Genomic DNA, 230 nt, shown 5'->3' on the forward strand with positions numbered 1-230 from the left:
GGCTGAAGGGATCGGTCTTGAAAACCGACAGGCGGGTAACACCGCGCGGGGGTTCGAATCCCTCTACCTCCTCCAGTTTTATATTTTATAAATGGTGTTCTAAAAACTCGGTATAATTATAATTAATATTGTCGCGGGGTGGAGCAGTGGTAGCTCGTCGGGCTCATAACCCGAAGGTCGTTGGTTCAAATCCAGCCCCCGCAACCAAATGGTCCCGTGGTGTAGCGGTT

Annotated in this window: 1 tRNA gene; it reads left to right on the forward strand. The window is 50.4% G+C overall.

Annotation, left to right across the window (positions count from 1 at the left end):
• Window positions 1–132: 132 nt before the first annotated feature.
• A tRNA-Met gene (locus tag H131_RS22835) sits at window positions 133–207 on the forward strand.
• Window positions 208–230 lie beyond the last annotated feature (23 nt).

This window comes from Lysinibacillus sphaericus OT4b.31 (assembly GCF_000392615.1).
GTDB classification, from domain to species: Bacteria; Bacillota; Bacilli; order Bacillales_A; family Planococcaceae; genus Lysinibacillus; species Lysinibacillus sphaericus_B.